Raw genomic sequence first — 25933 nt, forward strand, 5'->3', positions numbered from 1 at the left:
TTTCGGCGCGCCCGTGCGCAAACGCCAATAGACCTTTAAAGTGCGCCGGCCTTCTTCCAGGCCAGATAACTGCTCACCAGCTCCGGGCCGAGTTCGCCTGGGCGGGCGTCGAGCACCGGTACGCCGTGGGCGGCCAGGCGCTCGTGCAGGTCGGCGCGGGCGTTGAGGTAGTCCAGCGTGCCGCAGTAGGCCAGGGCCTGATCGAATTGCTCTACGGGCGTCTGGCGCAGGCGGTCCAGCGCTTCCTCACGTAGGCTAGTGATCAGCACGCGATGCTGGCGCGACAGGCGACGCACGGCGGCGAGCAGGTCCTGATCGTCCTCATCGCGCAGGTTGGTCACCAGCACCACCAGCGAGCGACGGCGCTGACGCGCCAGCAGCAGATCGGCGGCGGCGCTGAAGTCGGCAGGTTGCTGGCTGGTGTCGAGGTCGTAAACGGCATTGAGCAGCACGTTCAGCTGAGCCGGGCCTTTGACCGGCGCCAGGTAACGCGACTGGTTGCCGGCGAAGGTTGCCAGGCCGACGGCATCGCCCTGGCGCAGGGCGACGTAGCTGAGCAGCAGACAGGCGTTGAGCGCATGGTCGAAGTGCGACAGTTCGTCGTCCTGGCTACGCATACGGCGGCCGCAATCGAGGAGGAAGACGATCTGCTGGTCGCGCTCGTCCTGATATTCGCGAGCGATGGGTGTGCGTTTGCGGGCAGTGGCCTTCCAGTCGATCTGGCGCAAGGTGTCGCCGTCACGAAATTCGCGCAGCTGGTGAAATTCCAGACCCAGGCCACGACGCGGGCGTTGGCGCACGCCCAACTGACTCAGCCAGTCATCCACGGCCTTGAGCTGTGCGCCGTAGAGGCGCGCGAAATCCGGATAGACGCGGCTTTCACCTTCCAGCGGCAGCAGGCGTTTGGCCTGCCACAGGCGCAGCGGGCTGGGCAGCTTCAGCTCGCACAGGTCGAAATGGAAATGCCCGCGGACCAGCGGTTTCAGGCGATAGCTGGCCTGGGTTTGCTGGCCCGGGTGCAGGGTGATGCGTTGTGGCAGGAAGTCGAAGGCCATGCCTTCCGGCACATGGTCGAAGACCTCGATTTCCTGGGTTTGGGCAAAGTCATGATGAACGATCAGTTGCACCTCGCTCCAGCGCCCGAGCGGCAGATTACCCGGCAACACGCGCTCCAGGCGCGGTGATGGCTGACTACGCAGCCACAGGGCGTCGACAGCGGCGATCAGCAGCAACGCCAGCAACAGCCCCCAGGCCACTGGCATCAGGCTGTCTGCCAGGCGAATGCCGAGTAGGGGCAAGGCACCGAGCAATACGGCGGTGGCGAACAGGCCGCCGAGCAGCCCTAGGAGCAGGCGCGAAGGTTTCATAGGCGCGGTGCCGGCACCTGATCGAGCAACTGTTGCAGCACCTGATCCACCGACAGGCCTTCGATATCCAGCTCTGGCGCCAGGCGTACGCGATGGCGCAGCACGGCCAGGGCACAGCTCTTGATGTCATCCGGCAGGACGAAGTCGCCGCCGCGCAGCAGCGCACGCGCCCGGGCGCCGCGTACCAGGGCGATCGACGCACGCGGCCCGGCGCCCATGGCCAGGCCTGGCCAACTGCGGGTGGCGCGGGCTAGGCGCACGGCGTAATCGAGCACCTGATCATCCAGGGACAGATCGCTGGCGATCTTTTGCAGCGCCAGCACGTCCTTGGCTTGCAGCAGGGTGCGCAGCGGGCTGACTTCGAGCATGTCGGCCTTGGCCGAGCGCGTCACCTGGCGCACCATGTTCAGCTCTTCGTCCTGCTGCGGATAATCCATACGCAGTTTGAGCATGAAGCGGTCAAGCTCGGCTTCCGGCAGCGGGTAGGTGCCTTCCTGCTCGATCGGGTTCATGGTCGCCAGCACCATGAACGGCAACTGCACGGGTAGGGCGCGACCTTCCAGGGTTACCTGGCGTTCCTGCATCACTTCCAGCAGGGCGGCCTGGGTCTTGGCCGGTGCGCGGTTGATTTCGTCAGCCAGCAGCAGGTTGGTGAACACCGGGCCCTTGCGCAGCTTGAACTGCTCGCTCTGCATGTCGTACACGGCATGGCCAGTGACATCGCTGGGCATCAGGTCCGGGGTGAACTGGATGCGCGCGAACTCGCCGCCGAAGCAGCGCGCCAGGGCGCGTACCAGCAGGGTCTTGCCCAGCCCCGGCACACCTTCGACCAGCACATGGCCACCGGCGATCAGCGCGGTGAGCACATCGTCGATCACCGCGCTCTGGCCGATCACGGCCTTGCGCAGCTCGGCGCGCAGAGCCTGGGCCAACTGGCTGGCACGCTGGCGCTGCTGAGCTTGCGGGTTGCTCGGCGCGGCGGCCGGGGTTTCCTGCACCGGCAGGTTGTCGTTCTCGGGGATCTCGCTCATAGGGCATTCCTGAGGGTTTGCAGGTGGGCGACCTGGCGGGTGAAGTCACTGGCGGATAGGCGCTGCGGCGGCAATGGGCGCATGGCCTGGCTGATGTTCTTGGCGGGTAGGCGGGTCAGGCGACCGAGCACTTGCCATTGTTCGGCGACGGCGAGTTTCTCGAAACCGGGGTGGCGGCGGCGTGCTCGGCGATTGATGTCCTGTTGCAGGCCTTTGAGCAGGCTGTGCTGACCACTGCGACGGAGGAGGAAGTCGGCACTGCCGCGCAGGTGTTCTTCGAGCTGGCGACGGGCTCTGCTGGCCGGTGCCTGCAGCGGGCCATGGCGCACGCCGACGTGCCACAGGGTGGCGATGATCAACAGCGCCAGCACCAGCAGCGCCAGCGGGAAATGGCGCAGCAGCAGGCGGGCCAGGCCGTCGCTGTCGGCGTGATAGAGCAGGGTCACGGCGCTGTCCTGGCTCAGGTACCAGAGCAGCCAGGCGTGGTCGTATTCGTTTATGTTGCGGTTTTGCCAGATCCACGGATCGCTCAGTACGGTGATCAGGCCATCGCCGTGGTAAAGCTGCAGCAAGTGCGTGGCAGAGTCGCTGTTGGCCCATGCGTGTGCCCGGTTCTGCGCGTCGTACAGATGAAAGTCGGTGTCGAAGGCGATGTAGGCCGGGGCCTGTTCGTTCTCCAGGTAGAGCTTGGTGAGTTGCGGGTAGGCCTCATGCTCCTCGTTTTCCGGCTCGGGCTCACTGGCTTCCTCGTCATCCAGGTCGTCGCTCATGTATTGCTGGATGCCGAGCAGATCGAGTAGCAGGTCGCCGCTCTTGCCTTCCTCTTCGTCCCACAGGCGTTCGGCGATGAACAGCAGGTGACCGCCATTGGCCGTCCATTGCAGCACGCGCTCGACCTGGCGTGGCGTCATGTTGCCGCGGTCGGCCAGCAGCATCAGGGTCTGACCTTCGCTGGGCAGGCCGTCCAGCACGTCCAGGCCTTCGGCGCGGCGAGCGGCGATGCCCTGTTTGCGCAGGAAATGTTCGGCCGCCAGGTAAGGGCTGCTGGCAACCTCGGGAGAAGGGCCGTGTTCGACCACGTCCTCATAAGGTTCGAGCTTGCCCAGCACATAACTGGCGAGCAGTCCCAGGCCCAGCAGCAGGGCCATGGCGAGGATGAAACCGGAGCGCCGACTCATGCTGCACGCTCCTGACCGAAAAGGCGACGCCAGCCCTGGCACAGGCCCTGGCGCAATGACTCGTCAGGCAGGCGATGACCATAGGCCAGGACCTGCCAATGCAGGGTGAGCTGGCGACTGTAGTCTTCCAGATTCTGCTGCCCAAGACCGGCGACCAGATGCAGCACTTCGCCTTCGGTGTGCGACTGTTTCAGGGGCAGACGGTGCTCGTGCAAAAGCCGGCTGAGCAAGGCGCGGTAGAGCAAACCGAGTGCTGCGCGCGGCTGTTCGGCCCAGAGCCGTTCGGCTTCGCTGGCGACGTCATCGGGCAGTGTCTCCGGCGCCAGTTCCAGACCGAACAGCTGTTGCGGCGCGACCTGCCGGCGTCGTGTCGGCAGGCCGATACGTTCGCCAAAGGCCTGCAGCCACTCGCGGTAGCGCCACAGAACGAAGGCCAGCAGCGCCGCCAGCGCCGTCCACAGCAGCACTTCGAAGACTTGCGCGACGACATCCAGGCTTTTCCACCATTCGCCGAGCTTGAGCAGGTTCTTGAGCATATCGAGGAAGGCTTCGACGTCTTCCGGTTTGGGCTCCTCAGCGGGCTTTTCTTCGCCCAGGCGCCAGCGCGTGACGGTTTCGCGGTGCTGGAACGGCGGTTCGTCGAGCAGCGCTTCGATGCTGTCACGCGCGGCCTGGCTGCTCAGCGGCTGCTGGAGCAGGCGTGGTGCGTCGGGGCCTTGTGGGTCGGCCTGCTCGACTTCTTCGCTGACGATTGGCTGCGTGTCTGCCCAGGCGTTGCTTGGCAGCTGCGTCAGCAGCACGGCGCAACCAAGCAACAGGGCGTAGGCGCTGCCGGTCAGACGTTGGCGCAGGCGGCGGAAGGTCAGCTCGATATCCCAGGCTTCCAGGGCGGTGCGGCGGTTGAGGTAGAGGGTGAAACCACAGGCGACGTAGACCGGCTCCCAGATGATCAGCAGGAGCACGTAAAGCAGGTTGGACAGGTGCTCCAGCCACAGCCATTGGCCACTGCTGGCGGCGATCATGCTTTCCCAGGTCCAGTTCAACTCCACCTGCTGTGGCAGCATCAGATAGAACAGGGCGACCAGGCCCATCCACAGGGCGACTTCCAGGTGCATGCCTACCAGCGTCAGCCAGGTAGCGGCGGCGCTGTCGCGCTGGCCGAGCACTACCAGGCGCTGGCTGCGCGCCTGCCCGGCCAGGCCCTCCAATTGCAATACGGGTAGATCGAAGCTGCGTGTTGGGCTCAGTCGGCGCCAGGTCAGGCTGGCCAGCAATTGTGGCCACAGTAGTTTCGGCAGGGCCCGCAAGGCCTGTTTCAACGAGGGCGTGTTGCCGAACAGGGCTTGCGAGAGGATGTACAGCGGCAGCCGTTCATAGGCGGGTTTGAGCCACCAGAACAGGAAGATGGCCCAACCCGGATACTGCCAGAGCAATGCGCAGAGCAGCGCGAACAGCGGCAGGGTGACCAGCGCCCAACTGGCCATCAGCAGGCCGGCGTGACGGCGGGCGAGCAGCACGCCGAGGTCGATGGCTTCCCAGGCGCTGCGCGGACGGATGGCGACGCTGGCTTCAGTCAGGCGCATGCTGCCTCCGCCCGGCTAACAACAGATAACTCAGCACCAGCGCCCAGAGCCCGGCACCGACGGCGTACTTGATATTCGGGCTGGCGAAGGTGGTGGATGACCAGAACGCCTCGATGAATGCGGCCAGCAGCAGGAACAGGATCACCCCAGCCACCAGCTGTATCGCCTTGCCTGCGGCCAGGCGCAAAGCCTCGCCACGGGGCAGGCGGCCGGGGGCGAGCAGCGCCCAGCCGAGCTTGAAACCGGCTGCGCCTGCCAGGGCGATAGCGGTCAGTTCGAAGGCGCCATGGCCGATGACGAAGGACCAGAACGGCTCGCCGTAGCCGATGCGCGTCAGGTGGCCGGCCACTGCGCCGATCATCAGGCCGTTGAACAGCAGGAAGAACAGGCTGCCCAGGCCTAGCAGCAGACCGCTGGCGAAGGTCTGAAAGGCGATGCCGATGTTGTTCATGATGTAGAAGCCGAACATCACCCAGTCGTCGCCCGAACCGCGTTCGCTGAAGCGGCCGAGGCGTCGCGCGTCGGGATCGTACATGCCTTCCATTTCGCTGACCTGATCGGGGTTGACCAGGCTGAAAATCAGCTCGGGATAGAGATAGGTCAGCAGCCCCATCAATGCCAGGCTGCCGAAGAACAGCAGGCTGGCCACGCACACGCAGCGCCACTCGCTACGTACCAGGCGCGGGAAGCCGCCGAACAGAAAGCGGATCATCTGCGCGCCAAGGTGGCTGCGATGGCGGTAGAACTGCTGGTGGCCGCGCATCGACAATTGCTGCAACTGGTCGATCAGGTGGCTGCTGTAGCCGCGCGCCTGAGCCAGCGCCAGATGTTGGCAAAGCTGTCGGTAACTAGCGGCGAAGCCATGGTAGGCCTGCGTTTTGGACTTGCCGCGCTCAAGCGCCTCGAGTTGGCTGTTGAAGGCATCCCAATCTGGCTGATGGCGACTTTCGAACAGGCTCTGTTTCACGGTGCACTTCCCAGCAGGCCGCGCGCGATGCTGTTGAGGCGCGGTTCGGCCTGTTCGGCAGGCACTTGTAATGGCTCGGCCAGCAAAGCAGCCAATTCGGCGCGGCGCGCTGCGGAGAGTTGCCCGCCACGTTCGGCAAAACCGAGGACGGCGCGTTGCTCGTCAAGGTTGAGCGGGAAGGGCGCTGGCAGTGGCTCTGCGTCGGCGAGTAGCGGTTTGCTCAGTGGTGCATCGCGATAGACCACCAGCGTGCCGGCAGCGATATCGCCAAGGCGCTTGAAGGCGGGGTGGTTAAGGCAACTGATGATGCCCAGGGTGTAGCCAAACGGCAAAATATCGACGAAGCGCAGCAGGTTGCGTGTCAGCGATGCGGCCCAGCTGATGGGCGTACCGTCATCGTGCACCACGCGTAGGCCAAGCATCTGCTTGCCGGGAGAACGGCCCTGGTTGAGCACCTCGAACAGCACCATGTACCACCAGGTCACGAGAAACAGCAGGATGGTGCCCAGGCCCATGCCGAACTGACCAAGCAGGCCGAGCACAATGAACGTTGCGCTCAGGATCAGGCCGCGAATGGCCAGGTCGATGGCGAACGCCAGGGCGCGCGGGACCAGCCCGGCTGGTCGCAGATGCAGATCGATACCTTCCGGCGTTTCGACCTGATAGCGAGTATCCAGGGGCGGCAGTGGGGATGAAAAGCTGGCGCTTGAGCGTGAGGGCATCGGCGGACTGCATCAAGGAAAGCCCGATGCTAGCGAGCAGCGGGCCACGAACGCAACCGGGCCAGCGAACTGGCCCGAGTCACGTCGGCTTTACTGGGCGGCCGGCAGCACGCCGAAGATGGTGCGATACAGCACGCCCATGGCCACTACCATCAGCGGGATGCTCCACACCAGGCCGATACCCAGCGGGATGGCGCTGACCATGACGATCAGGCCGAGCACGATGAACAGACCGAAGACCTTGAACCAGTGCTGGGTGATGGCCTTGCGCGAGGCTTCCAGCGCCTGCCAGGGCGACAGGCCGCGCTCGACTACCAGCGGCACAGCCAGCAGGTAGGCGACGCCCAGATAGATGCCGGGGATCAGCAGCAGGATCATGCCGAGGTAGATCAGCAGCATCATCACCACGGCGGTGATGATCAGCGGCACGGTGCGGCCGAAGTGGCTGAAGATTTCGTTGAAGTTCAGCGGCTGGTCGGCGGCGCGGCGAATGCCGACCATGTTGATGCCGGCCATGAAGGGGTAGGCCAGGGCCGATGCCAGCAGCGAAATCAGAATCTCGCCGATGAACATCAGGGCGATGCTATCGCTCAGCGCGCCGAAGATGCCCACTACGCCGCCGAGGATGAACGTGGCGGCCAGCAGTACCACGTAGAACACCAGGAAACCGCCGATGATGATGCCTTTGGTGCCTTTGACCTTGCTCCAGGACTCGCTCAGCAGGTCGCCGATGTTGAAGTCATAGCCGCGTGCCAGGGCTTCTTCGATGCTCGGTACCTGGTTGGACGGCACTTGTTGCAGGTTGCTGGTGGGGGCGGCATAGGGATTGGGGGTGATTGCGTCACTCATGGCTGCGTCCTTGTACAGAGTGGTAGAGAAATGCCAATGCTAATGGTTACAGCATTTTTCTCAAGTGCAGCGCATCCGCTCATACGGCACCTGTGCGCTGGTTCATGCTTTTGCCGGCGGCGGCGAGGCCGGAGGTGAATGATAGACTGGCGCCAATTTTGCCTTGGGTACGGAGCCGCCAATGACTTCCAGCATCTTCTGGTACGACTACGAGACCACCGGTATCAATCCGCGGTGTGACCGCCCGCTGCAGGTGGCAGGTATCCGTACCGATGAGGCGCTGAACGAGATCGGCGAGCCACTGAATATCTACTGCCGCCCCAGTGACGATATCTTGCCGCACCCGGCTGCCTGCCTGGTGACTGGTATCGATCCGCAGCGCCTGCAACAGTTGGGGCTCGACGAAGGCGAGTTCATGACCCGCGTGCATGCCGCGCTCTCCGCACCGGGCACCTGTGGCGCCGGATACAACAGCTTGCGTTTCGATGACGAGGTGACGCGCTACAGCCTCTATCGCAACTTCTTCGACCCCTATGCGCGCGAGTGGCAGGGCGGCAACAGCCGCTGGGACCTGATCGATCTGGTGCGCACGGCCTATGCGCTGCGTCCCGAAGGCATCGAGTGGCCTGAGGAAGAGGGCCGGGTCTCGCTCAAGCTGGAGCGGCTGACCCAGGCCAATGGCATCGATCATGGCCAGGCGCATGATGCGCTGTCCGACGTGCGCGCCACCATTGGCCTGGCACGGCTGCTGCGTGACCGCCAGCCAAAGCTGTACGACTTTCTCTACCAACTGCGCAGCAAGCAGCGAGTGCTGGATCAGATTCGTCTGTTGCAGCCGCTGTTGCACATTTCCGGACGCTTCTCTGCGGCACGTCATTATCTGGCGCCCGTGCTGCCCTTGGCTTGGCATCCGCGCAATCGCAATGCGCTGATCGTCTGTGATCTGCAGACCGATCCGTCGCCCTTGCTGAGTCTGGATGCCGACACGCTGCGTAGTCGTCTTTACACGCGTCGTGAGGACCTTGCCGAGGGCGAGTTGCCGGTGCCGCTGAAGCTGCTGCACATCAATCGCTGTCCGGTAGTGGCGCCGCTTTCGGTGCTGCGCGAGGCGGATCGACAGCGTTTGCAGCTGGACTGGTCGAGTTGTGAGCGCAATGTCGAAGTGTTGAAAAATGAACAGCCGCTTTGGCAGGACAAGTTAGCGATCATTTACCGTGAAGAGGCTTTCGCGGGCAGTAACGACCCCGAGCAACAGCTGTACGATGGGTTTATCGGTGACCGTGACCGTCGTTTGTGTGAGCAGGTGCGTAACGCTCAACCCGATGCATTGGCCAACGACAAAAAGTGGCCATTCGATGATGCCCGGCTACCAGAGTTGTTGTTTCGTTATCGTGCGCGCAATTTTCCCGCCAGTCTGTCAGCGGCTGAATCTCAGCGCTGGGCAGAGTTCTGCCGGCAGCGTCTGAACGATCCGGAGTTCGGTGCCCCCAATACACTGACGCAATTTCACGCAGCGTTGGAGCAGTTGCGCGCTGACTGCAGCCCAAGCCAATTGCAACTTTTGCAGCAGTGGCAGACGTATGCACAGGCGCTGCAGGCGCGTTTCGCTATCAATCCTGCTGGCGTTTAAAGCGGACACCAGGCCGCCGGGGCAATGCACGGAGGCGATGGCCGTTTCTGTGCGTTGTAAGAAAAATCGGGATGCGGGAACTTTTCGTTCGTTCAGCATTACTGCTAACGCAAGCAATTACCCGGAGCGGCTACTTCTGAAAAAACATCGGCAATAAAAAACGCCAGCATGGCTGGCGTTTTGGGTGTCGCTCAGGAGTTAGCCCAGCAAAGTGGCCCAACCTTCGACGACGTCGGCGCCCCACTTGGCTTTCCACTCTTTCAGCGTCTTGTGGTTGCCGCCTTTGGTTTCGATCACTTCGCCGCTGTGCGGGTTCTTGTACTGCTTGACCTTGCGCGCGCGCTTGGCAGCAGCAGGCTTGCTGGCGCGTACGCCTTTAGCGCTTTTGGCTTCAGGATCGAGCAGGGCGATGACGTCGCGCAGCGACTTCTGGTATTCGCCCATCAGGGTGCGCAGCTTGCCTTCGAATTCCAGTTCTTTCTTCAGCTTGTCGTCTTGCGACATGTTCTTCAGACGCTCTTGGAGCTCTTTGATGCTTTCTTCGATGTTGCGGTATTCGTTGATCAGCGACATGGGCATTACCTTGGCGTGAATAAATCTGTGGTAGTCAACAGTGATCCAATAATAGTCACGCACTTATAACAAGTAAACAGCAGGCCACAAAATTACCGAAATGCAATGCAACCCAATGTGTCGTTCAGGCTTAAGTTAAATCGGCTACAGCAACTAGGTCATGAAGTTTTCCGTGCGCTCAAATAGTGCGCTTTCTAGGTGCTCAGTCGCGGGCCGTTGCAGGTGCGTGGCTGCTGCAGTTTTTTCGCCATATCGTTAGAATGGCCGACTTTTGCGCCGCCATTGGGGTTTTAGTTATGCGCACGTTCAGATTAGTCATCTCCTGCCCTGACCGCGTCGGTATCGTTGCCAAAGTCAGTAATTTCCTTGCCACCTATAACGGCTGGATTACCGAAGCCAGTCACCACTCCGATACACAGAGTGGCTGGTTCTTCATGCGCCACGAAATCCGTGCCGACTCGCTGCCGTTCGATCTGGATGGTTTCAAGCAGGCGTTCTCGCCGATTGCCCGTGAGTTCTCCATGGAGTGGCGCGTCACCGATTCGGCGCAGAAAAAGCGCGTGGTACTGATGGCCAGTCGCGAGTCGCACTGCCTGGCCGATCTGCTGCATCGTTGGCACAGCAATGAACTCGACTGCGAGATTCCCTGTGTGATCGCCAACCATGACGATCTGCGCAGCATGGTCGAGTGGCACGGCATTCCGTACTTCCATGTTCCGGTCGATCCCAAGGACAAGGCACCGGCCTTCGCCGAGGTGGAACGGCTGGTCAAAGAGCATCAGGCCGATGTCATCGTCCTGGCGCGCTACATGCAAATCTTGCCGCCGGCGCTGTGTGCCGAGTTCTCTCAGCGTGTGATCAATATCCACCACAGCTTCCTGCCCTCGTTCGTCGGCGCCAAGCCCTATCACCAGGCCTCGCTGCGTGGCGTGAAGCTGATCGGTGCAACATCTCATTACGTTACCGAAGAACTGGATGCCGGCCCGATCATCGAACAGGATGTAGTCCGCGTTACCCACCGCGACGATATCGAGGAAATGGTGCGCCTGGGCAAGGACGTGGAGAAGATGGTGCTGGCGCGTGGGCTACGCTATCACTTGGAAGACCGAGTGCTGGTGCACGACAACAAGACGGTGGTGTTCGACTGATCTTGCTGCGTGGGCCGGCCCGATGCACGTCAGAGGAGAACGCCCATGCTCAAGTCCATCAAGGTGCGCGACTACATGACTCGCCATCTGGTGACCTTCAGGTCGGATACCGATCTGTTCACCGCCATCAATCGATTGCTGGAACACCGTATTTCCGGGGCTCCGGTGGTCGATTCCCAGGGCCACCTGATTGGCTTGCTGTCGGAGGGTGACTGTTTGCGTGGCATTCTCTCCGGTGCCTACTACGAAGCTGTTGGCGGTACCGTCAGCACCTACATGACCACCGAAGTCGAGACGGTGAGCCCGGAGGCGGACATCATCGAGCTGTCAGAGCGCTTTCTGCGCGGGCGACGTCGGCGCATGCCGGTGATCGAGAGCGGTCGTCTGATCGGTCAGATCAGTCGTCATGACGTGCTTCGTGCCGTCAAGGAGTTCGCCCAACATGAGCAGGGTGAACTGAGCGTCGGTTGAGGAGAGGTGCAATGAGCGATCCGCTGGACAAGGCGACCTCCAAGGCGCCCCCGACACTGGGGGAAGGCTGCGTGCGGCGTTACGATCCTGATGCATTGAGCGAAGAGGATGGTACCGAGTTCGCCGATGCGGCCGAGCTGTGGCGCCAGTTGCAGGAAGATACCCAGGACAAGCCTGAGCACGAGCGATAAATAAGAAGGGCGCCGCGGCGCCCTTCTTTTTGTCGACAGATTCAGATGCGGAAGCTGTCGACCAGGTGCTTGAGGCGCACGGCTTGTTGCTCCAGGTCGCCGCAGGCACGCAGGGTGGCCTGCAGGTTCTCCACACCTTCCTGGTTGAGGGTGTTGATCTCGATGATGTCCATGTTCAGTGACTCGATCACCGAGGTCTGTTCCTCGGTGGCAGTGGCCACCGACTGGTTCATCCCATCGATCTCGCCGATGCGGGCGGTCACCGTGCCCAATCGTTCGCCGGCCTGATTGGCGATGTCCACGCTTTCTTCGCTGTAGCGTTGGCTTTCGGTCATGGTGGTGACCGATTCTCGTGATCCGACCTGCAGTTCCTCGATCATCTTCTCGATTTCCTGCGCCGATTCCTGAGTGCGGTGTGCCAGGTTGCGCACCTCGTCGGCCACCACGGCAAAACCGCGCCCCGCTTCGCCGGCACGAGCCGCCTCGATGGCGGCGTTGAGTGCGAGCAGGTTGGTCTGCTGGGAGATGCTCTTGATCACTTCGAGAATCTGGCCGATGTCCACGGTCTTGCTGTTGAGCATTTCGATCTTCGCGCAGGCGTCGCTGATCTTGTTCGATAGCTCGCTCATCGAACGGATCGCCTGCTGCACCACCTTGCCGCCGTCTTCTGCCTGATGACGGGCATCCGATGCCTGATTCGAGGCATCGGCGGCGTTGCGCGCGATTTCCTGTGCAGCTGCGCCGAGCTGATTGATCGCCGCTGCCACGCTGTTGGTGCGACTGGCCTGTTCGTCGGAGTTGGCCATCGACGAGTTGGAGGCATTGACCACCAGCTTGGCCACTTCATTGACCTGTATGGTGGCCGATGACACTTCACGGATGGAGCTGTGGATACGTTCGACGAAGCGATTGAAGGAGCTGGCGAGGGCGCCGAATTCGTCGTTGGATTGAATCGCCAGGCGCTTGGTCAGGTCACCTTCACCCTGAGCAATGTCTTCCATGGCTTTGCCCATGGTGTTCAGCGGTTGCATCAACACGCGGATCAGCAGGCCGAGCAGGACAATGATCAGCACCACGGCAATCACCGTGACGATGATGGCCGAGGCGCGGAATTCGCTGAGCATGGAATAGGCCTTGGCCTTGTCGACCGACAAGCCGATGTGCCAGTTGACCGAAGGCAGGCCCTTGACCGGCGTGAAGGTCAGGATGCGGGTGTTGCCATCGAGCTGAGCCTCGCTGAACTCGTTGCTGATGCGTGGCGTGTTCTGCGGGTAGATGTCCTTGAGATTCTTCATCACCAGGCTCTTGTCCGGGTGGACCAGAACCTTGCCATCGGCGCTGACCAGAAATGCATAGCCGATCCCGTCGAAGTCCAGCGCGTTGATGATGTCGACCAGGGTTTGCAGGCTCAGGTCACCGCCTACCACACCAGCCGGCCTGGCCGGGGTTGCGATGGTGATGATCAGCTCGCCAGTGGCGGCATCGACGTAAGGCTCGGTAAGGGTGGTGCCGCCGGCGGCCAGAGCGTCCTTGTACCAGGGGCGGCTGCGTGGGTCGTAGTCGGCGGGCATCTGTTCGTCCGGGCGCATGGTGAAATCACCGCTTTCGGTGCCCAGATAGGTAAAGGCGAAGGAAGAGGTCAGCGCCTTCTGCTCCAGCAGTTTGACCACGCGCTCCGGTTCGCTGTCGTTACTGATCGATTGTGCTGCGCTTTCCACCAGCAGGATGCGTCCTGACAACCAGTTCTGAATATTGCTGGCGGTCACGTTGCCCATCTCCTGCAGATAGTTTTCCAGATCGTCGCGAATGGCGTTGCGTTGCAGGTAATCGTTGTACAGGGTGAACAGCGAGAAGGCGGCGATCACCACCAGAGAGGCTGCGAGCAGAATCTTGTGGCTGAACTGCAGGTTTTTGCTCATGTTGTCTTGCGTCCGGATGGCTCTGGAACCAGTCTTGTATTCCACGGCGCGCTTGCAAGGGCGCTTCGTGGGCTGTTGTGGCAGAGGGAATGGGTGTTTGTTCTGCCTTTTTGTCGGTATATCTGCAGTAAAGCTTTAACCCGAGGGATGGCAAGATGCCTTTGAATTCACAGTTCGTATTGGGTGCTGGCAGTGATGGTCAGGCGGTTGGTCAGCCTTTGCGTCTGGCCAACCGTCACGGCCTTATTGCGGGTGCTACCGGCACCGGCAAGACGGTAACCCTGCAACGGTTGATCGAGACGTTCAGCGACGCCGGGGTGGCGGTGTTCGCCGCTGACGTCAAAGGGGATCTGTGTGGTCTGGGCGCTGCCGGTGCGCCGCAAGGCAAGGTCGCCGAGCGTATCGCCAGCATACCCTGGCTGAATCATCAACCACAGGCCTACCCGGTGACGCTGTGGGATGTGCATGGCCAGAGTGGCCACCCACTGCGTACCACCCTCAGCGAGATGGGGCCGTTGCTGCTTGGCACCTTGCTCGAGCTGACCGACAGCCAGCAGGCCGCTCTCTACGCGGCGTTCAAGGTGGCTGACCGCGAAGGTCTATTGCTGCTCGACCTGAAAGACCTGAAGGCGCTGCTCGGCTATCTCAAGGACAATGCGCAAGTGCTGGGCCCGGACAGCGCACTGTTCACCAGCACCTCGGCGCAGGCGTTGTTACGTCGTCTGGCAGGGCTGGAGCAGCAGGGCGCCGAAGCCTTGTTCGGCGAGCCTGCGCTGCAGCTCGAAGATCTGTTGCACCCTGACCGCGACGGCCGCGGTCGTGTGCACCTGCTCGATGCCTCCCGCCTGGTTCATGAGGCGCCCAAGGTTTATGCGACCTTCCTGTTGTGGCTGTTGGCGGAACTGTTCGAGCAACTGCCGGAGCGTGGCGACGCCGATAAACCGGTACTGGCGTTGTTCTTCGACGAGGCACATCTGCTCTTTCAGGGCACCCCAAAGGCCCTGCAGGAGCGTCTGGAACAAGTGGTGCGACTGATTCGTTCAAAGGGCGTCGGGGTGTATTTCGTCACCCAGTCGCCGAGCGATCTGCCGGACGATGTCCTGGCCCAACTGGGGTTGCGTATTCAGCACGGCCTGCGTGCCTTCACCGCCAAGGAACAGAAATCCCTGCGAGCAGTAGCTGACGGTTTTCGCCCGAATCCGGCGTTCAGCACGCTCAGCGTGCTCACCGAGTTGGGGATTGGCGAGGCGTTGGTCGGTACACTGGAGGAGAAGGGCACGCCGGCCATGGTTCAGCGAGTGGCCATCGCTCCGCCGCAATCGCGCATCGGCCCGCTGAATGAATCCGAGCGTGCGGCGTTGGTGCGTCAGTCACCCTTGGCTGGGCGTTACGACAAACCCATCGACCGCGAGTCGGCCTATGAGCTGCTGACTGCTCGTGCTGCGCAGGCATCCGCTGAGGTATCCGTGCAATCGAGTACCAAGGGCAAGTCCGCAGCGCAGGAACAAGGGTTTGGACAGATGGCGGGCGAATTGCTCGGCGGTGCGATGAAGAGCGCCCTGAGGCAAGCGGCCAATCAACTCGGTCGGCAACTGGTGCGGGGGCTGATGGGGTCGCTTATGGGTGGCAAGAAGCGCTGAAGTCACTGGCAGCCGCGTTTCGCGCGGCTGCAATGCGTCCTCGGACGTCAGTCGTATTCGCTGGCGGCTTCTTTCTTTTCCAGGCGTTCTTTCTCGATTTTCTCGATTTCTTTATCGAAGGCCTGGTCGAGCAGGCTGGGTTTCTTGCGCCAGGGTTTGCGATCGGGGTCCGGTTGAGCGGCGTAGGTAATGACCTCTCCGCCGTATACATCCTTGTAACGCTGCGCCTGGCGCTCGAGTTCGGCGCGCAGTTCGTCTTTCGTCACTGTTTTTACCTGTAGGTTGTGATCGGCCCACATGACAGCTGAAACGCCAGGTTTCATTGTTGCGCTGAGGGATCAATCTAAAGTGCTTCGCCTTGGTAGGCAGGGAGAAAAATTTGCAAAGTTTCACGCTTTGCATCTTTCTCTTTTCTCTTCAGTTACTTATCTATTTGTAAGTTTTTTTCGAGAAAAGTTGCATGGAGCAACTGGCGGGTATTATCACCAACGCCTTTTGAATGTCCAGTAATCAGCCCACAAGCGCCTGATAGTGCAGGCTGAAACTCATCTGGCAACTTTCCTTCGCTGCCAGTAGCTTTAGCCCAGGCTGCCCCGGTAAATGATGGGCGTTGACCGGATGGGTGACGGGTTCGAAACAGAAGAAATTCTGTGCCTCTGGGCAGAACAATAGAAACACATCGCAGCCCTCCGCCTCGCAGACTAGCTGATAACCGGCGTCTGCTTGAATGATGAGAGCCTTGCCGGGCCAGTGGGTAAAGGCATTATCGACAAGTTGCTGTGGCAACAAGGTGGGCTCGGTGAAGTTCCAGGCCTGCGGTAATTCGACCCACTGACTGGACAGTTTGTCTTCACCGCATAACCAGACGCCGCCTGCTTGCGCTTGCACGCGCGTGTGCGCAGTGCGCGGCAGATAAGGATGCAGGCCGAGCCCATACCAGGTGGGCTGCTCGCCAAGATGGGTGGCTTGTAACGTCAGTCGTAAGCAGCCGTCAGTTAGTTGTATGTGGAAATTGGCGCGATAGGGAAAAGGCGATTGGCTCTGCAGTTCCAGACTGGCGCTGTCGGACGTCACATCGACTACCTGCCAGGGCTGTTGCCAGGCACTGCCGTGTATCGGCAGTGCTTCGTGTTCAGTGTTGGCGTTCAGTGCTTGCCAACCGGTAGGCGTAGCGAAGCCGCCGCCGCCAATGCGATTGGACCAGGGCAGCAGCGGGTAGCAGGCCAGGCGCCGAGGGTTGGAGGTGGCCAGCGCCAGTTCGTCACTGTGGCGCAACAGCGGCTGACCATCGCTGAGACGCACCCAGTTGACCAGACTGGCACCCAGTTCCGGGGCGAGGGTCAACTGTGTCAGGCTATCGCTCAAGGTCAGCAGAGTCGTTGGCATTTGACGCTCCTAGGGCTTTAATTGTCGGCAATTCATAGTGTCATCGTACAACTGCTAGGCTATCATTACGGCAAAGCCTCAAGTCTTAATTCGAGAACTCGTCCGCCATGGAAATGCAAAACGCTCAACCTCGTGCTCGTCGCAAGCACCGCAGTCTGGCTCAGGAACTGGTAGCCGATCTGTCGCAGCGCATTCGCGATGGGTTGATCAAGCGCGGTGAGAAGCTGCCGACAGAGTCGGCGATCATGGAAGAGCAGGGCGTCAGTCGCACCGTGGTGCGCGAGGCGCTGTCGCGTTTGCAGGCCGCTGGCCTGGTCGAGACTCGTCACGGCATCGGCACCTTCGTGCTGGATACGCCCAGCGCCAGTGGTTTTCGCATCGACCCGGCGACAATCGTCACCTTGCGCGATGTGCTGGCCATTCTTGAGCTGCGTATCAGCCTTGAGGTGGAGTCTGCCGGGATGGCTGCTCAGCGTCGTAATGACGTCCAACTGAAGGCCATTCGCGAGGCGCTGGATGCCATCAACGAGAGTGCGATGCATGCCAGCGATGCAGTTTCCTCGGACTTCCATTTTCACCTGCGCATTGCCGAGGCCACCGGCAACCGCTACTTCACCGATATTCTCAGTCACCTGGGCACCAGCATCATCCCGCGTACCCGGGTCAATTCCGCCAGCTTGGCGCGTGACGATCAGACCCACTACATGGCGCGCCTGGAGCGCGAGCATGAGCAGATCTTCGAAGCCATCGCGCGCCAGGATGCCGAGGCGGCGCGGGCAGCGATGCGCCTGCACCTGACCAACAGCCGCGAGCGTCTGCGTCAGGCGCACGAAGCAGCCGAGGCGGAAGCGCTGCACGGCTGAAACTTGTTGAATGCACTCGGCGGCCTTGAGCCGCCGAGTGCGTTTTAGCGGTAGGGAAAACTGGACGCGCATGCCGCCCTCTAGCGGCGGTAGGCCAGGGCGACGATGCCGCCGACCACGATCAGACCACCGACGACCTGCAACGCCCCCAGTACCTGACCCAGAACCAGCCAGCCCAGGATCATGCCGGCCACCGGCTCCATGTTCATCACGGGTGCATTGCGCGCGATGTTCAGGCGCGGCATGCAGATGAACAGGGTGGAGAAGGCCGCGCCGTAGAGCAGCACCAGGCAGGCCAGTGCGATCCAGCCAGCGCTGGCGTTGGGCAGGCTCAGACCGCCCGGAATCAGGCCGCTGCTACCCAGCAGGGTCGAGGCGCTAAACACCACCGCCAGGGTCAGCATGCTGCGCACCGAGCCGGCAATTTTCGACAGGCGATTTTCGGTGATCCATAGCGCCACGGCGAACACGGCGGCAGCGGTCAGACTGAACAGGATGCCGGCGACCCACTCACCATCTGGCGCATCGGCGCTGGCCAGGCGACCCGGAACATCGAGCACCAGCACCAGGCCGAAGAGAATCACGCCCATGATGGCCAGCGCCTGGCGGGTTGGCGCCGCACCGCCGAGCGCCCAGGTGAGCAAAGCCAGCAGGATCGGTGAAAGGTTGACCACCAGCAGTGCCAGCGCCACTGGAATACGCGCTACCGCCGAGTAGATGCAGAAGCTCTGGATGGCGATCAGCAGGCCCAGCAGGATTTGCCAGCCCCAGGTAGCGCGACCCAGTTTCAGCGATTCACGTCGCCACAGTACCAAGGCGGCCAGCGCGACCAGCGTCACGCCGGCACGCGCGAGCATGGCTAGCAGCAGTCCGGTGTCGTGGTCGAAGGCGATCCGCGCAGCGATGTGGTTGCCCGCGAACGAGCAAGCCAGTGTGGCGAGGATCAGGACGGCGATGTGACGCGGAAACGGGGTGGAACCTTGCATGACGAAAGTCCTATTGGTCATGGCCTTTTCAGAGCCTATCCAAAGTCTGCTGCGCGTCGGCCATGCTGCGTTGAAACCAGGCTCAGAATGCTCATTTACAGCGCGTAAAGTCGAGCGCGACTCCGACCGTTCTTTACCTGGTTTCGCCTTGCATGGCTCTAGCTCGCGAGACTTTGAAAAGACTCTTGGCCCTGAAGCAAAACGCCGCCCGATTGGGCGGCGTTGTCGTTCAATGCCCGGGTTGCTGTCAGAGCACGACGCTCGGCAGCCACAGGGAGATAGCCGGGACGTAAGTCACCAACATCAGCACCATGAACAGTGCCACGTAGAACGGCAGCAGTGCCTTCACGGTGTTTTCGATGGTGACCTTGCCGATTGCGGCGCCGACGAAGAGCACAGCCCCTACCGGTGGCGTGATCAGGCCGATACCCAGGTTGACCAGCATGATCATGCCGAAGTGTACCGGGTCTACACCGAAAGAGGTGACGACAGGCAGCAGAATCGGGGTGAGGATCAGGATCAGCGGCGCCATGTCCATCAGCGTGCCCAGCACCAGCAACATGAAGTTGACGCACATCAGGATCACGTAGCGGTTGTCCGAGAAGGTTAGGAACGCGGTGGTGATCTTCGACGGAATTTGCATCAGGGTCATGATGTAACCGAACGCGGCAGCGAAGGCGATGAGAATCATCACGATCGAAAGCGTACGCACGGTGCGATGCAGCATCTTCGGCAGTTCACTCCACTTGTAGTCGCGGTAGATGAACATGGTCACGAAAAAGGCCCAGATCACGGCCACTGCAGCGGACTCGGTGGCGGTGAAAATGCCGGAGAGAATGCCGCCGAGGATGATGAACATGGTCATCAGGCCCCACAGCGCTTCCACACAGATCTTGATCGCCTGGCGCAGCGGAATGACTTCGCCCTTCGGGTAGTTGCGCTTCTTGGCGAACCACAGGCACAGCGTGGCCAGGGTTGCGCTCATCAACAGGCCCGGGCCGATACCGGCCACGAACAGCGCGGCGATGGAGACGGTGCCACCGGCCGCCAGCGAGTAGATCACCGAGTTGTGGCTGGGCGGGGTGAGCAGCGCCTGTACCGAGCCAGAGACGGTGACGGCGGTGGCGAACTCACGTGGGTAGCCCTTCTTTTCCATTTCCGGGATCAGCACCGAACCGACCGAGGCGGTATCGGCCAGGGAGGATCCGGAGATGGCGCCGAAGAAGGTAGAAGCGGTGATGTTGACCAGTGACAGGCCACCGCGGACGAAGCCAATCAACACCCCAGCGAACGCCACCAGGCGGCGAGCCATGCCACCTTCGGCCATGATCGCGCCGGCCAGGACGAAGAACGGAATGGCCAGCAGGGAGAATTTGTTCACACCGCCGGAGATCTGGATCATCACGGCATGCAGGGGAATATCGATCCACCAGGCGCCGATCAGCGCGGAAACGCCGAGCGAATAAGCAACCGGAACACGCAGCAGGATAAGGACAATAAAACTGCCCAGGAGAATGGCGGCATCCATTTACACTGCCTCCTTGGAATCTTCAGTGTGTTCGAAGTCGACGGCACGGCGCTTGTGTTGATCGCCGTACAGCAGTTGTTCGATGACGAACAGGAGGGTGATGAAACCGCCCAGCGGAATGGGCATGTAGCTGATGCCGACACGTACCGAAGGCAGTGTGCTGAGGTACTGGTTCCAGGTCGCTGCGCAGAGCTTGTAACCCCAGATCAGCATGAACAGCGCGATGCCGCCCATGACCAGGCGCACGAACAGCGTGATCAGCGGCTCCAGTGACTGAGGCAGGCGATCGGTCAGTGAGGTTACGGCCATGTGGGCACCCGCGCGGTAGCCGGCAGCGGCACCGACGAAGGTGAACAGCACCATCAATAGCACTGAGATAGGCTCGGGCCAACCCAGCCCTTGACCCAGCACATAACGGCTGAAGACGCCCCAGGGGATGATCGTGGCCATGATCACGATCGCCAGGCCGGCGGTCGCGATACAGGCACGGTAGATGGCGTCATTGACGCCCAGAACCAGGTTTTTCATGAGACTTCACCGGTTGCGCGGCGCAGGCGAGATGCCGGCGCCGCGCGCTTGCGCGTGGATTACTGAACGGCTTCGATGCGCTTGATCAGGTCGGCGAACTGAGCACCGTACTTCTCACGAACCGGGGCGGTAGCGTCGTAGAACGGCTTGGTGTCGACTTCGATGAACTCGACGCCTTCAGCCTTGAGCTTCTCGTCGCTGGCCTTTTCCTTGGCAACCCACAGGTCGCGCTCTTCCAGCTGGGCTTCTTTGGCCAGCTTCTTGACCAGTGCTTGCTGATCCGCAGTCAGCTTGTTCCAGGTGGTCTTGGACATCAGCAGCGGCTCGGGCAGGATCAGGTGATGCGTCTGGGTGTAATACTTGGCCGCGCGGAAGTGGTTGTGCTCGAGCAGGGTCGGCGAGTTGTTCTCGGCGCCGTCGATCACGCCGCTCTGCAGGGCGCTGAAGATCTCGCCTGTGTCCATGGCGATGCCGTTGGCGCCCATGGCGTTGAGGGTGTCGATGAACAGCGGGTTGCCGATCACACGGATCTTCATGCCCTTGAGGTCTTCGAGTTTGCGTACCGGCTTCTTGGTGTAGAGGCTGCGGCTACCGGCTTCCATCCACGCCAGGCCGACCATGTTGAAGTCGGAGTTGGTGATGGCGTCGAGGATTTCCTGACCGATTTCACCGTCGACCACTTTGCGCATGTGGTCGATATCGCGGAACACGAACGGCATGTTGAAGACGTTGGTGGCAGGCACTACCGGGCCGACCGAGCCAAGGCTGACGCGAGTCAGCTGGACGGCGCCGATCTGGGTCTGTTCGATCACTTCCTTCTCGGAACCCAGCACACCGCCTGCGAACATGCGGTATTTGATTTCACCGTTGGTGGCCGCTTCCAGTTTCTTGCCGAGGCTCTCCATGGCGACCACGGTCGGGTAGCCGGCCGGGTGGATTTCGGCAATTTTCAGGGTCGTCTCGGCCTGCACGAAGGAGGACAGACCGAGCGCTAGAGGAAGTGTGGCGAGAAGCAACTTACGTTTCAGGTTCATGCGGAAAACTCCGTCTTGTTGTTGTTGGTGTACAGCAGTGTGAGTCCGGTGCCGCGAACGGCCCGGGGTGAATCGGGTCAGGGATGGAAAACCGGCTCCTCTATGCCGCAGACGCCGGCTTGCAGAGCGAACACACCGCCGGCCAATGGCTGGTCGGAGAGGTCGCCGCCGGGGCGGATCGAGGTAACGAACAGGGTGTCCAGATTCGCGCCGCCGAAGGCGCACATGGCGGGCTTCTTCACCGGTACGGCGAGTGAACGGTCGAGGCGGCCATCGGGGGTGAAGCGGTGGATCAGGCCTTCATCGTTGCCGCAGATCCAGTAGCAGCCGTCGACGTCCATCGCTGCGCCGTCGGGGCGGCCTGGATGCTGCTTCATGTCGATGAACAGGCGGCGGTTGCGCGGCGTGCCGCTCTCGGTGTCGTAATCGAAGGCCCAGACGCTTTGTACGCTCGGGTGCGAATCGGACAGGTACATGGTGCGGCCGTTAGGGCTGAAGGCCAGGCCGTTGGGCACGATGAGGTCGTCGAGTACCTTCTGCAGCTGGCCGTCGTAGCGATACAGCGCGCCGACGCGTGCGCCCTTGGCCATGTCCAGCAGCATGGTGCCGGCCCAGAGGCGGCCTTGGCGGTCGCAGCGGCCATCGTTGAAGCGCATTTCCGCGCGGGCATGTTCGACCTGCGCCAGGCGCTCGGCTTTTACGCTGCCATCGTCTTGCGGACGCAGGTGGAAGATGCCGCTCTGCATGCCTGCGATCCAGCCACCAGCGGGATGCATGGCGATGCAGGCGAGCATCTCGTCAGCCTGCCAGCTCTGCGTCTGACCATCAGCCGCGGACCAGCGGTGCAGGCGGGCGGCAGGGATATCGGCCCAGTACAAAGCCTGTTCGGCAGCGTTCCAGACTGGGCTTTCACCCGTGGCGTTGCGCGCATCGACAATTAGTTCGGCTGTCATGGCATTCAGGCGCTCTATTTTGTTGTTATGGCGTAGGGCAGCGGTGGCGCCGTGTTCAGTCGTCGCCGAACGGGCCAGCGGCGACGAAGGCTCCACCCTGGTAAATACGTGCGGGGTCGTCGGCTGCAGGCATTGGCTGTGCTTCCACCTTGTCGCGGAAGATTTCCGAACTGTCCTTGGGCTGGAAGCCCAGGTGCGCGGCCTTGCTGTTGTCCCACCACACGTCGCGGTTGTTAGACATGCCGTAGACCACCGTGTGACCAACGTTCGGGGCGTACAGGCAGCGTTCGATCAGGTGGGTGAGGTCGTCGTAGCTCAGCCAGGTGCTCATCATGCGGCGGTTGGCTGGCTCGGGGAATGACGAGCCGATGCGGATGCTGACGGTCTCGATGCCGTAGCGATCGAAGTAGAAACTGGCCATGTCTTCGCCATAGGACTTGGACAGGCCGTAGTAGCCATCCGGGCGACGCAGGCAACTGGCGTCGAGGTGTTCGTCCTGCTTGTAGAAACCGATGACATGGTTGGAGCTGGCGAACACCACGCGTTTCACGCCGTGACGACGGGCCGCTTCGTAGACATGGAATACGCCGCTGATGTTGGCGCCGAGAATTTCCTCGAAGGGACGCTCGACCGATACACCACCGAAGTGCAGGATGGCGTCGACGCCTTCGATCAGTTGATGCACGGCGGCGTTGTCTGCCAGGTCGCAGCGCACCACTTCTTCGTGGGGGCCGGCAGCAGGGGCCATCTCACCGATATCGGAGAGACGCAGGATAGTGGCGTAGGGGCGCAGGCGTTCGCGCAGTACCTTGCCCAGGCCGCCGGCGGCGCCGGTCAGCAGCAGGCGATTGAAGGGGCGCAGTTCGCTGGAGGTCGTGGTCATGGCGGGGCCTGGACTCTTGTTGCTTGTTGTTATTGGTTTGTCATACGTTGTCGTATGACTTGGATCGATTATCAGCACCCACTTCGGCAATGTCAACGCGACAGAGGTGGAAATCGAGGTCTTTCGTTTGCTCGTAACTGAGCCGATTCAGTCTGCTCAGTGAGTCGATCTGGGGAGCGGAAATATAGCTTGGTTGGCTCTATCACGGCAGTTAATCGTGTTGGTAGAGTTTTTTCGAGCAGTGCGGGTGGCATCAGGCTGGTGCAGGGTCGGTATGCTCGATGCCTGTTTGACTAAAGTTGTATGACAACATATCTCGATCAGGTTGGCGTGCCTCCTTATGCGAGGTGTTCGAGTGACTGGAGGCGTGACATGGGCAGGAAACCTGCTGGCATCCGCAGCAGTGCGGCCCCGACTTTGATCGATGTCGCCAAGGTTGCAGGGGTGTCGCCGATTACCGTATCGCGTGCGCTCGGCCGGCCTGAAGTGGTCACCGATGCGACCCGTAAGCGCGTGCTGGAAGCGGTTCGGGCGACCGGCTATGTCCCCAACCTTGCCGCGGGGGCGCTGGCTTCAAGCCGTAGTCGGCTGGTGGCGATTTTCCTGCCGACCATTGCCAACTCGATCTTCGCTGACACCGTGCAGGCGCTGACCGACCGCCTGGCAGCGGCGGGCTATCAGACCCTGCTGGGCCTGACCGGCTATCGTCCGGAGCAGGAGGAAGCCTTGCTCGAGGCGGTGTTGGGGCGTCGACCGGATGGCATCGTGCTGACCGGTACCGAGCACACCCAGGCCAGCCGCGAGCGCCTGGCGCGAGTCGGTATCCCCCTGGTCGAGGCCTGGGATCTGTGTGAGCACCCGGTGGATATGCTGGTCGGCTTCTCGCACGAGGCCGTTGGCCAGGCGGTGGCAAGCTATCTGATCGGCAAGGGCTACCGTCGCGTGTCGGTGGTGGGCATCGATGATCCACGTGGCATGCGCCGTTATCGAAGCCTGACGGAGGCGCTGCAAGGCTTTGTAGACGCGCCGGTGGCCGCACAGATTTTGCCCGCGCCAGCGACTCTGGCGGTTGGCCGCGAGGGGCTGGGCAGACTGCTGCGCGAGGGCGTCGCTGGCGACGTGGTGGTCTGCAGTTCCGACACCGTGGCGCAAGGGGTGATGGCCGAGGCGCTCAGCCGCGGCCTGCGCATTCCTGAGGATCTGGCGGTGATGGGTTTCGGCGACCTGTCCAGCGCCGCCCATACCCATCCGCCGCTTTCCACCGTGCGAGTGGACGGGCCGCGTATCGGCTGCGCCATCGCCGATGCGCTGCTGGCGCGTATTGCCGAGCCGGCGGCTGCGCGTCAGCCGCTGCGCATGGATGTCGGTTTCGAGTTGATCGAACGCGGCAGCGCCTGATCAGGCTAGACGCAGGTGGTTGTCCCACAACCCGGCGGGTAGCTGCAGAGCCTGGGTAGCTATGCGTTCGCCGCGGCAGTCGTACAGGCGACAACGGCCCTGGCCCGAGGTCACCACGAAACCATCGGCCACCGCACCGACACCTGCGCAGTCCGGCAGCGGCAAGTCCAGGCGCACCTGTGCACTGTCCAGATCCCAGATGAAGAAGCGGTTGCCGCGCGGTGCGGTCATCGCCAGCAGGCGCAGCTCGTCATGGATCGCGACGCTGGCGGTGTACTGGTTCATCGCCGCACGCTGAGGCTCGCCTAGGGCGAACGGCTGGAAGGGCTGACCGGGGCGTTTGATCGCCAGTAGCGGCACTTGATCGTGCAGGTCGCCCATGTACTGCTGGCCGCTGACCACCGTGCCGTCGCGCGCGACAGCGAGGTGGCGGATGCTGTTCTGCTGGTCGGCCAGATACTCCTGGCTGACCAGGCTGCCGTCGCGCTGCATCAGCACCAGGCTGGCCTGCATGGCGTCTAGGTTCATGTCGACGCGGCTTTCCGCCTCGGTGCGGATGCCGCCGTTGGCCACCACCAGGGTTTCGCCATCGGGCATCCACAGCAGTTGGTGCGGGCCTACGCCGTGGCTGCTGTGTTCAGCCGCGCGCAGCAACTGCTCACCCTGCAGGCGATAGGTGCCAATCACGCCACGACCTGGCTCGGTGGTGTCGTTCTCGGTGGCGTACAGCCACTCGCCGCCCTTGTGGAACACCGCGTGGCCGTTGAAATGACGCCCGGCCGGCGAGGACAGCGTTTGCAGCAGGCGACCGTCGCGGGTGTCGATCAGGTAGCTCTCGGTGCTGGGGCGGCGGCCGACGAACAAGGCCATGGGCAGGCTGGGGTGCGGCACCACGTCATGGCAGCGTTCGTTCACCGGAGTGGCGAAGGCGCGTTCACCGTCGAGGCGATAGCCGACCGCGTAGTGGTTGCCGTCGCCATCGTCACGGGCTGACAGCAGCAACGGTTGTCCTGATGGGCCGAACAGCGTCCAGCCGCCAAAGGCACCCGCGGCCGCCAGGCTGGCGGCGGCTGCACTGAGGCCGAGGAAGGCTCTGCGTTGCATG

25 protein-coding genes are annotated in these 25933 nt (G+C 62.0%); 7 read left to right on the forward strand and 18 right to left on the reverse strand.

The features are described 5' to 3' along the window. Positions 1 to 35: 35 nt before the first annotated feature. From CXP40_RS15205 to CXP40_RS15235, 7 genes are all read right to left on the reverse strand, one after another. Positions 36 to 1367, reverse strand: coding sequence for a DUF58 domain-containing protein (locus CXP40_RS15205; protein ID WP_106734435.1), 1332 nt, complete (start codon positions 1365 to 1367; stop codon positions 36 to 38). Continuing rightward, complete coding sequence (locus tag CXP40_RS15210) at positions 1364 to 2398, reverse strand: MoxR family ATPase (protein ID WP_106734436.1); 1035 nt, start codon at positions 2396 to 2398, stop codon at positions 1364 to 1366. The genes CXP40_RS15205 and CXP40_RS15210 overlap by 4 nt, the downstream gene beginning before the upstream one ends. After that, positions 2395 to 3576 carry a DUF4350 domain-containing protein gene (locus CXP40_RS15215; protein WP_106734437.1) on the reverse strand — a complete coding sequence of 394 codons (1182 nt, stop codon included), beginning with the start codon at positions 3574 to 3576 and terminating at the stop codon, positions 2395 to 2397. The genes CXP40_RS15210 and CXP40_RS15215 overlap by 4 nt, the downstream gene beginning before the upstream one ends. Beyond that, positions 3573 to 5159 carry a DUF4129 domain-containing protein gene (locus tag CXP40_RS15220; RefSeq protein WP_106734438.1) on the reverse strand — a complete coding sequence of 529 codons (1587 nt, stop codon included), beginning with the start codon at positions 5157 to 5159 and terminating at the stop codon, positions 3573 to 3575. The genes CXP40_RS15215 and CXP40_RS15220 overlap by 4 nt, the downstream gene beginning before the upstream one ends. Beyond that, positions 5146 to 6126 (reverse strand): stage II sporulation protein M, encoded by a 981-nt coding sequence (locus tag CXP40_RS15225; RefSeq protein WP_106734439.1) that lies wholly within the window; start codon positions 6124 to 6126, stop codon positions 5146 to 5148. The genes CXP40_RS15220 and CXP40_RS15225 overlap by 14 nt, the downstream gene beginning before the upstream one ends. Then, positions 6123 to 6848: an RDD family protein gene (locus CXP40_RS15230; RefSeq protein WP_106734440.1), complete on the reverse strand. Its 726-nt coding sequence runs from the start codon at positions 6846 to 6848 to the stop codon at positions 6123 to 6125. Before CXP40_RS15230 ends, CXP40_RS15225 begins: the two co-directional genes overlap by 4 nt. 90 nt (positions 6849 to 6938) lie before the next feature. Beyond that, the gene (locus CXP40_RS15235; RefSeq protein ID WP_106734441.1) at positions 6939 to 7697 is read right to left on the reverse strand and encodes a hypothetical protein; all 759 of its coding nucleotides are present in this window, start codon (positions 7695 to 7697) and stop codon (positions 6939 to 6941) included. Between the two features lie 181 nt (positions 7698 to 7878). On the opposite strand from CXP40_RS15235, the gene sbcB reads away from it, so the two are divergent. Next, the gene (sbcB, locus tag CXP40_RS15240) at positions 7879 to 9327 is read left to right on the forward strand and encodes an exodeoxyribonuclease I (protein WP_106734442.1); all 1449 of its coding nucleotides are present in this window, start codon (positions 7879 to 7881) and stop codon (positions 9325 to 9327) included. A 198-nt stretch (positions 9328 to 9525) separates the two neighbouring features. On the opposite strand, the gene mvaT is transcribed toward sbcB, so the two are convergent. Next, positions 9526 to 9900, reverse strand: coding sequence for a histone-like nucleoid-structuring protein MvaT (gene mvaT, locus CXP40_RS15245; protein WP_099525718.1), 375 nt, complete (start codon positions 9898 to 9900; stop codon positions 9526 to 9528). 296 nt (positions 9901 to 10196) lie between these two features. Here mvaT and purU point away from each other — a divergent pair, with 296 nt between their 5' ends. Genes purU through CXP40_RS15260 form a run of 3 tightly spaced genes read left to right on the forward strand, consistent with a single transcriptional unit; the run spans position 10197 to position 11710 of the window. Next, positions 10197 to 11048 carry a formyltetrahydrofolate deformylase gene (gene purU, locus CXP40_RS15250; RefSeq protein ID WP_099525717.1) on the forward strand — a complete coding sequence of 284 codons (852 nt, stop codon included), beginning with the start codon at positions 10197 to 10199 and terminating at the stop codon, positions 11046 to 11048. 45 nt (positions 11049 to 11093) lie between these two features. After that, positions 11094 to 11519: a CBS domain-containing protein gene (locus tag CXP40_RS15255; protein WP_099525716.1), complete on the forward strand. Its 426-nt coding sequence runs from the start codon at positions 11094 to 11096 to the stop codon at positions 11517 to 11519. Positions 11520 to 11530: 11 nt separating this feature from the next. Next, complete coding sequence (locus CXP40_RS15260; RefSeq protein WP_106734443.1) at positions 11531 to 11710, forward strand: hypothetical protein; 180 nt, start codon at positions 11531 to 11533, stop codon at positions 11708 to 11710. Between the two features lie 41 nt (positions 11711 to 11751). On the opposite strand, the gene CXP40_RS15265 is transcribed toward CXP40_RS15260, so the two are convergent. Beyond that, a complete protein-coding gene (locus tag CXP40_RS15265) occupies positions 11752 to 13629 on the reverse strand; it encodes a methyl-accepting chemotaxis protein (protein ID WP_106734444.1) in 1878 nt (625 codons plus the stop codon). A gap of 155 nt (positions 13630 to 13784) precedes the next feature. Between CXP40_RS15265 and CXP40_RS15270 the strand changes: the two genes are divergently transcribed. Next, on the forward strand, positions 13785 to 15269 hold the full coding sequence (locus tag CXP40_RS15270; RefSeq protein WP_106734445.1) for a helicase HerA-like domain-containing protein: 1485 nt from the start codon (positions 13785 to 13787) through the stop codon (positions 15267 to 15269). Between the two features lie 47 nt (positions 15270 to 15316). On the opposite strand, the gene CXP40_RS15275 is transcribed toward CXP40_RS15270, so the two are convergent. Together CXP40_RS15275 and CXP40_RS15280 are read right to left on the reverse strand one after the other, a co-directional pair. After that, positions 15317 to 15535 carry a hypothetical protein gene (locus CXP40_RS15275; RefSeq protein ID WP_099525712.1) on the reverse strand — a complete coding sequence of 73 codons (219 nt, stop codon included), beginning with the start codon at positions 15533 to 15535 and terminating at the stop codon, positions 15317 to 15319. Between the two features lie 244 nt (positions 15536 to 15779). After that, positions 15780 to 16655: an aldose 1-epimerase gene (locus tag CXP40_RS15280; RefSeq protein ID WP_106734446.1), complete on the reverse strand. Its 876-nt coding sequence runs from the start codon at positions 16653 to 16655 to the stop codon at positions 15780 to 15782. Positions 16656 to 16762: 107 nt separating this feature from the next. Between CXP40_RS15280 and CXP40_RS15285 the strand changes: the two genes are divergently transcribed. Next, entirely contained in the window at positions 16763 to 17518 is a 756-nt protein-coding gene (locus tag CXP40_RS15285; RefSeq protein ID WP_099525710.1) for a FadR/GntR family transcriptional regulator, read from the forward strand. An 80-nt stretch (positions 17519 to 17598) separates the two neighbouring features. On the opposite strand, the gene CXP40_RS15290 is transcribed toward CXP40_RS15285, so the two are convergent. From CXP40_RS15290 to CXP40_RS15315, 6 genes are all read right to left on the reverse strand, one after another. Then, complete coding sequence (locus CXP40_RS15290) at positions 17599 to 18504, reverse strand: DMT family transporter (protein ID WP_106734447.1); 906 nt, start codon at positions 18502 to 18504, stop codon at positions 17599 to 17601. A gap of 247 nt (positions 18505 to 18751) precedes the next feature. Continuing rightward, a complete protein-coding gene (locus CXP40_RS15295; RefSeq protein WP_106734448.1) occupies positions 18752 to 20032 on the reverse strand; it encodes a TRAP transporter large permease in 1281 nt (426 codons plus the stop codon). Then, on the reverse strand, positions 20033 to 20560 hold the full coding sequence (locus tag CXP40_RS15300) for a TRAP transporter small permease (protein WP_106734449.1): 528 nt from the start codon (positions 20558 to 20560) through the stop codon (positions 20033 to 20035). Between the two features lie 59 nt (positions 20561 to 20619). Then, the gene (locus tag CXP40_RS15305; RefSeq protein ID WP_106734450.1) at positions 20620 to 21594 is read right to left on the reverse strand and encodes a TRAP transporter substrate-binding protein; all 975 of its coding nucleotides are present in this window, start codon (positions 21592 to 21594) and stop codon (positions 20620 to 20622) included. Positions 21595 to 21671: 77 nt separating this feature from the next. Then, positions 21672 to 22547, reverse strand: coding sequence for an SMP-30/gluconolactonase/LRE family protein (locus tag CXP40_RS15310; protein ID WP_106734451.1), 876 nt, complete (start codon positions 22545 to 22547; stop codon positions 21672 to 21674). A gap of 55 nt (positions 22548 to 22602) precedes the next feature. Next, positions 22603 to 23430 carry an NAD(P)-dependent oxidoreductase gene (locus tag CXP40_RS15315; RefSeq protein WP_106734452.1) on the reverse strand — a complete coding sequence of 276 codons (828 nt, stop codon included), beginning with the start codon at positions 23428 to 23430 and terminating at the stop codon, positions 22603 to 22605. Positions 23431 to 23802: 372 nt separating this feature from the next. Here CXP40_RS15315 and CXP40_RS15320 point away from each other — a divergent pair, with 372 nt between their 5' ends. Beyond that, positions 23803 to 24828: a LacI family DNA-binding transcriptional regulator gene (locus CXP40_RS15320; RefSeq protein ID WP_106734453.1), complete on the forward strand. Its 1026-nt coding sequence runs from the start codon at positions 23803 to 23805 to the stop codon at positions 24826 to 24828. Here CXP40_RS15320 and CXP40_RS15325 read toward each other — a convergent pair whose 3' ends face one another. After that, positions 24829 to 25932, reverse strand: a complete 1104-nt coding sequence (locus tag CXP40_RS15325; RefSeq protein WP_106734454.1) for a DUF1513 domain-containing protein — start codon at positions 25930 to 25932, stop codon at positions 24829 to 24831. It lies immediately after the preceding gene. Between the last annotated feature and the right edge of the window lies 1 nt (position 25933).

It is taken from the genome of Pseudomonas sp. YY-1, assembly GCF_002843095.1.
GTDB classification, from domain to species: domain Bacteria; phylum Pseudomonadota; class Gammaproteobacteria; order Pseudomonadales; family Pseudomonadaceae; genus Aquipseudomonas; species Aquipseudomonas sediminis_A.

What these genes read in the sequence shown, in the direction of transcription:
- CXP40_RS15205 (WP_106734435.1), bottom strand. Translation starts at nt 1,367, where the DNA reads ATGAAACCTTCGCGCCTGCTCCTAGGGCTGCTCGGCGGCCTGTTCGCC.
- CXP40_RS15210 (WP_106734436.1), bottom strand. Translation starts at nt 2,398, where the DNA reads ATGAGCGAGATCCCCGAGAACGACAACCTGCCGGTGCAGGAAACCCCG.
- CXP40_RS15215 (WP_106734437.1), bottom strand. Translation starts at nt 3,576, where the DNA reads ATGAGTCGGCGCTCCGGTTTCATCCTCGCCATGGCCCTGCTGCTGGGC.
- CXP40_RS15220 (WP_106734438.1), bottom strand. Translation starts at nt 5,159, where the DNA reads ATGCGCCTGACTGAAGCCAGCGTCGCCATCCGTCCGCGCAGCGCCTGG.
- CXP40_RS15230 (WP_106734440.1), bottom strand. Translation starts at nt 6,848, where the DNA reads ATGCCCTCACGCTCAAGCGCCAGCTTTTCATCCCCACTGCCGCCCCTG.
- CXP40_RS15235 (WP_106734441.1), bottom strand. Translation starts at nt 7,697, where the DNA reads ATGAGTGACGCAATCACCCCCAATCCCTATGCCGCCCCCACCAGCAAC.
- sbcB (WP_106734442.1), top strand. Translation starts at nt 7,879, where the DNA reads ATGACTTCCAGCATCTTCTGGTACGACTACGAGACCACCGGTATCAAT.
- mvaT (WP_099525718.1), bottom strand. Translation starts at nt 9,900, where the DNA reads ATGTCGCTGATCAACGAATACCGCAACATCGAAGAAAGCATCAAAGAG.
- purU (WP_099525717.1), top strand. Translation starts at nt 10,197, where the DNA reads ATGCGCACGTTCAGATTAGTCATCTCCTGCCCTGACCGCGTCGGTATC.
- CXP40_RS15255 (WP_099525716.1), top strand. Translation starts at nt 11,094, where the DNA reads ATGCTCAAGTCCATCAAGGTGCGCGACTACATGACTCGCCATCTGGTG.
- CXP40_RS15260 (WP_106734443.1), top strand. Translation starts at nt 11,531, where the DNA reads ATGAGCGATCCGCTGGACAAGGCGACCTCCAAGGCGCCCCCGACACTG.
- CXP40_RS15265 (WP_106734444.1), bottom strand. Translation starts at nt 13,629, where the DNA reads ATGAGCAAAAACCTGCAGTTCAGCCACAAGATTCTGCTCGCAGCCTCT.
- CXP40_RS15270 (WP_106734445.1), top strand. Translation starts at nt 13,785, where the DNA reads ATGCCTTTGAATTCACAGTTCGTATTGGGTGCTGGCAGTGATGGTCAG.
- CXP40_RS15280 (WP_106734446.1), bottom strand. Translation starts at nt 16,655, where the DNA reads ATGCCAACGACTCTGCTGACCTTGAGCGATAGCCTGACACAGTTGACC.
- CXP40_RS15285 (WP_099525710.1), top strand. Translation starts at nt 16,763, where the DNA reads ATGGAAATGCAAAACGCTCAACCTCGTGCTCGTCGCAAGCACCGCAGT.
- CXP40_RS15290 (WP_106734447.1), bottom strand. Translation starts at nt 18,504, where the DNA reads ATGCAAGGTTCCACCCCGTTTCCGCGTCACATCGCCGTCCTGATCCTC.
- CXP40_RS15295 (WP_106734448.1), bottom strand. Translation starts at nt 20,032, where the DNA reads ATGGATGCCGCCATTCTCCTGGGCAGTTTTATTGTCCTTATCCTGCTG.
- CXP40_RS15300 (WP_106734449.1), bottom strand. Translation starts at nt 20,560, where the DNA reads ATGAAAAACCTGGTTCTGGGCGTCAATGACGCCATCTACCGTGCCTGT.
- CXP40_RS15305 (WP_106734450.1), bottom strand. Translation starts at nt 21,594, where the DNA reads ATGAACCTGAAACGTAAGTTGCTTCTCGCCACACTTCCTCTAGCGCTC.
- CXP40_RS15310 (WP_106734451.1), bottom strand. Translation starts at nt 22,547, where the DNA reads ATGACAGCCGAACTAATTGTCGATGCGCGCAACGCCACGGGTGAAAGC.
- CXP40_RS15315 (WP_106734452.1), bottom strand. Translation starts at nt 23,430, where the DNA reads ATGACCACGACCTCCAGCGAACTGCGCCCCTTCAATCGCCTGCTGCTG.
- CXP40_RS15320 (WP_106734453.1), top strand. Translation starts at nt 23,803, where the DNA reads ATGGGCAGGAAACCTGCTGGCATCCGCAGCAGTGCGGCCCCGACTTTG.
- CXP40_RS15325 (WP_106734454.1), bottom strand. Translation starts at nt 25,932, where the DNA reads ATGCAACGCAGAGCCTTCCTCGGCCTCAGTGCAGCCGCCGCCAGCCTG.